Genomic DNA, 4,348 nt, shown 5'->3' with positions numbered 1-4,348 from the left:
GCCGCACGCCGCCGGCCCCCGCAGCCCGATAAGACCGATCTCGATCAGGCCAAGCTGGAGATTCATCGGGAGCGTGCTGTTCAGCGGCGCACGATGGCGCCATCGACGATCTTCACGCGCGCACCCACCAGCAGCACCGGGTCGACCGCGTGGTCGAAGTTCTTGGTGCCACCGTCGTCCAGGTCGACCGTGACGCGGTAGACCGTGGTCTTCTCCCTGGCGTTCTGGATGCGGTTGCCTGCGTAGGCGCCGCCGACGGCACCGACCACGCGGGCGATGTTCTTGCCCGACCCGCTGCCCACCTGGTTGCCGATCACAGCGCCGATCACGCCGCCGGCGACGGTGCCCAGCACATTGCGCGAGCTCTCGTCATCGATCTCGGCCTTGCCGACCGCCGTCACGACACCACAGCCAGCACCGACCATGTCAGCGCGGCGTTCCTCGCGGCGCTCATCGCGTTCGCTGCGGTCGCCGCGCTCACTGCGGTCGCAGCCGTAAGTGTCTTTGACCGCCACCTCGTTACGCACGAAGCGCTGGCTCGTCTCCTTCTGCCCGACCTTCAGAAAGCCGGTGGCGACCAGGTTGCCACGCAGTCGGTCCTTGCGGGACACGGTGTAGCTGCCTTCGTACAAGCCGCGGCTGACCTCCGTCAGAGGCATGCCGTTGGTGATGCCCTCGACCGCCACCCGGGCCGTGCCGCCGGGCACACCCGAGAGGGAGAACTTCAGCTCGTCGCCAGGGCGGATGCGCTCCGGCGCATTGACCGTAAAGGCCCCGATGCGTGCCGTCTGCACCGGGCTGGGCGCGCCTCGCAGCAGCGATTGGTCCAGCGTGGCATTCATTACCCGGCCATCGCGCACGATGCGAGCCGTCACCAGGCTGCTCGCCGTCAGCTGGTCACGCGTGCGAACGGTGTAGTCGCCTTCGTAGACTCCGGGTCGCACCTCGTTCAGGCGCACGCCGGAGGTAGCGCCGCCGATCTGCAGCGTGACCTCCGACCCCGGCGTGGCCGAGAGCCTGAAGGCCAATTCGGTTCCGGGTGTCAGGGCGCGCACTTGTTCGACGCTGAAGCTGTCGGCGGTGACGGTCGCAACCGTCTCTGCGTGGGCAGACATGCCCACGGTCAGCGGCAAGGCAGCAGCCAGTGCAAGGACAAGCACGGACAGTCGTGAGGGCAGGTTCATCAGGGGCCTCCAGCGCGCCACGAAATGGACGCGTGTCCTGAATCAACGCGGTACATGTCGGCGCAGCCGACAGGGAAAACAAACAATAGATGGCTTGTTGTGTGCGGTAGCGAACTGACAAGTTCTCACCGTGTGGACGAACGCCGACAGACCCTCTCGGCCAACGGCAACGGCGCCGACCTGTTGTGAGGTCGGGCGAGTGCGGGCAGACGACCAAAAGCGTTATGTAGTTGGTGATATAACCCTGGCCGTGAAGCCCCGCCGCACACCACCCCGCCTCACCGGCCACCTCGAAGTCAGCACCGACCTGGGTGCGTTTCTGGGCGACAAGCGCGTGCGGCTGCTGGAGGCGATCGGCGAACACGGCTCCATCTCGCAGGCCGCCAAACACGTGCCCTTGTCTTACAAGGCCGCGTGGGACGCGGTCGATGCGATGAACAACCTGGCCGACACGCCGCTGGTTGAGCGCAGCACCGGCGGCCGCTCCGGTGGTGGCACGCTGCTCACCGACCATGGCCGCAGGGTGATCGCGCTCTACCGGGCGGTCGAGGCGGAACACCAGATCACGCTCGATCGCCTGGCGACCCGGTTTGCGTCGGAGCCGGTGGGTGACGTGCATACCTTTCAGCGGCTGCTGCGCCGCATGTCGGTGCGCACCAGCGCGCGCAACCAGTTCGTCGGCACGGTGAGCGCCCTGCGCGAAGGGCCGGTCGACGTCGAGGTGCTGTTGCGCATTGACGAACACCTGGAGCTGGCCGCCGTGGTGACGCACGATTCGGCCGAGCGGCTGGGGCTGGTGGCCGGGGCCGAGGTGATCGCCCTGGTCAAGGCCTCGTCGCTTCTGCTGCTGACCGACGAGCGGCTGCGCATCAGCGCACGCAATCGGCTGTGGGGCGAGGTGAGCCGCATCGTCGACAGCCCCGTCAACGCCGAGGTCACGCTCGATCTGGGCAAGGGCCGCAGTGCGGTGGCGGTGGTGACACACGAGTCGATGCAGTCGCTCGGGCTGGCGGTGGGTGTGCGCGCTTGTGCGGCGTTCAAGGTGTCGAGCGTGATCCTCGCGGTGATTGATTGAATGACAGGGAGCGGTGAAACGATGAAGGGCAATCTCAAAACGTGGTTGTCGGTGGCTGTGGCCATGCTGGTGGCCACTGCGGCGCAGGCGGGCGAAGTGTCGGTGGCGGTGGCTGCCAATTTCGCCGGGCCGATGTCGGCCATGAGCGAAGCCTTCACGGCGGCCACGGGCCACAGCCTGAAGACGTCGGTGGGCGCCACCGGCAAGTTCTATTCGCAGATCGCCGCCGGGGCCCCGTTCGAGGTGTTGATCTCGGCCGATGACGAAACCCCGACGAAGCTGATCGCCGACGGCTTGGCTGTGCCCAACACGCAGTTCACCTACGCCATCGGCAAGCTGGTGTTGTGGAGCGCGCAGCCGGGTTATGTGGATGACCAAGGTGCGGTGCTCGCTGCAGGCAAATTTGCCCACGTCTCTATCGCCAACCCGAAGACGGCGCCCTATGGCCGCGCGGCGCTCGAGGTGCTGAAGGCGCGTGGCCTGGGCGACAGCCTCGCGCCCAAGCTGGTGACGGGCGAGAGCATCGGCCAGGCCTTCCAGTTTGTGGCCACCGGCAATGCGGAGCTGGGCTTCGTGGCGCTGTCGCAGGTGGTGGTGCCGGGCAAGCCGGCCAGCGGTTCCTACTGGCTGGTGCCGTCTGCGTTGTACGGCGAGATCCGGCAAGACGCGGTGCTGCTCAAGCGCGGCGAGAAGAACCCGGCCGCAGCGGCCTTGTTGGCGTATCTGAAGAGCGCGCCGGCCAAGGCGCTGATCCAGTCTTACGGTTATGGGCCCTGAGGTCCGCCTGCCGGCATGACCGCAGACGCCTGGTCGGCCGTCAGGCTCACCGCCGAGCTGGCGGCGCTGAGTACCGTGCTGCTGCTGCTGCTGGGCACACCGCTCGCGTGGTGGCTGGCGCGCACACGCTCGCGGCTGAAGCCCTTGTTCGCGTCGCTGGTGGCCATGCCGCTGGTGCTGCCGCCGTCGGTGCTGGGCTTCTACCTGTTGCTGTTGATGGGGCCGCAGGGGCCGGTGGGTCAGCTCACGCAGTCGCTCGGCCTGGGGCGTTTGCCCTTCACCTTCAGCGGCCTGGTCGTGGCCTCGGTGATCTACTCACTGCCTTTTGTGGTGCAGCCGCTGCAGCAAGCCTTCGAGGCGGTGCCCGAGCGTTTGCTCGAAGCCGCAGCCACCTTGCGCGCGTCGCCGTGGGATCGGTTTGTGAGCGTGGCGCTGCCGCTGGCGCGGCCGGGCTTCGTCACCGCCAGCGTGCTGGGCTTTGCGCACACCGTGGGCGAGTTTGGTGTGGTGCTGATGATTGGCGGCAACATCCCCGGTGCAACGCGGGTGTTGTCGGTTGCGATCTACGGCCATGTGGAGGCCGGCGAGTTTGCGCAGGCGCATTGGCTGGCGGCGGGCATGGTGGCGTTTGCGATGGTCGTGCTGGTGACGCTGTACATCGTCAACCGGCCGCGCCGTGCCGATGATGCGGAGCCCGCGCGGTGATCGACGCCAGCTTGCGCCTGCAGCGAAACGGCTTTCTGCTGGATGTGCAACTCGCCATTCCGTCGCAAGGGGTCACCGCGCTGGTCGGCCCCTCGGGCTGCGGCAAGACCACGGTGCTGCGCGCACTGGCCGGGCTGGAGCATGTGGCCGGGCGCGTGGCGATCGACGGCGAGCTGTGGCAAGACGACGCCACCGGCCGCTTCGTGCCCACACACCAACGCCCGCTCGGTTATGTGATCCAGGAGTCGGCACTGTTCCCGCACCTCGACGTGCGCGGCAACTTGCACTACGGGCGCAAGCGCAGCGCCAAGGAGTCGCAGCGCATTGCGCTGGATGCCGTGGTCGAGCTGCTGGGCATCGGGCATTTGCTGGCGCGCTCGCCCGCCACGCTCTCGGGTGGCGAACGCCAGCGGGTGGCGATTGCACGCGCGCTGGCCACCGGCCCGCGGCTCTTGTTGATGGACGAGCCGCTCGCCGCGCTGGATGCCGCGCGCAAGGCCGAGATCCTGCCCTACCTGGAGCAGCTGCACCGCGAGCTGTCGATGCCCATCGTCTACGTGACGCATGCGATGGACGAAGCCGCCCGCCTGGCCGACCACCTGGTGCT

The 4,348-nt window shown here is 67.7% G+C and carries 5 protein-coding genes; 4 read left to right on the top strand and 1 reads right to left on the bottom strand.

Going from position 1 to position 4,348, the window contains the following annotated elements; all coding sequences use genetic code 11:
• Positions 1-80: 80 nt before the first annotated feature.
• Positions 81-1,184 carry a glycine zipper 2TM domain-containing protein gene (locus RMO40_RS15570; protein ID WP_309723253.1) on the bottom strand — a complete coding sequence of 368 codons (1,104 nt, stop codon included), beginning with the start codon at positions 1,182-1,184 and terminating at the stop codon, positions 81-83.
• A 250-nt stretch (positions 1,185-1,434) separates the two neighbouring features.
• Between RMO40_RS15570 and RMO40_RS15565 the strand changes: the two genes are divergently transcribed.
• The 4 genes from RMO40_RS15565 to modC all read left to right on the top strand — a co-directional run.
• On the top strand, positions 1,435-2,259 hold the full coding sequence (locus RMO40_RS15565; RefSeq protein ID WP_309723250.1) for a TOBE domain-containing protein: 825 nt from the start codon (positions 1,435-1,437) through the stop codon (positions 2,257-2,259).
• A gap of 21 nt (positions 2,260-2,280) precedes the next feature.
• Entirely contained in the window at positions 2,281-3,036 is a 756-nt protein-coding gene (modA, locus tag RMO40_RS15560; protein ID WP_309723245.1) for a molybdate ABC transporter substrate-binding protein, read from the top strand.
• A gap of 15 nt (positions 3,037-3,051) precedes the next feature.
• Positions 3,052-3,741 carry a molybdate ABC transporter permease subunit gene (gene modB, locus RMO40_RS15555; protein WP_309723242.1) on the top strand — a complete coding sequence of 230 codons (690 nt, stop codon included), beginning with the start codon at positions 3,052-3,054 and terminating at the stop codon, positions 3,739-3,741.
• Positions 3,738-4,348 (top strand): molybdenum ABC transporter ATP-binding protein (modC, locus tag RMO40_RS15550; RefSeq protein WP_309723239.1); only part of this gene is annotated, 611 nt, incomplete at its 3' end. The genes modB and modC, both read left to right, overlap by 4 nt.

This window comes from Rhizobacter sp. (assembly GCF_031412075.1).
Lineage (GTDB): Bacteria > Pseudomonadota > Gammaproteobacteria > Burkholderiales > Burkholderiaceae_C > Rhizobacter.
This window is presented reverse-complemented; position numbering and strand designations above follow the sequence as displayed.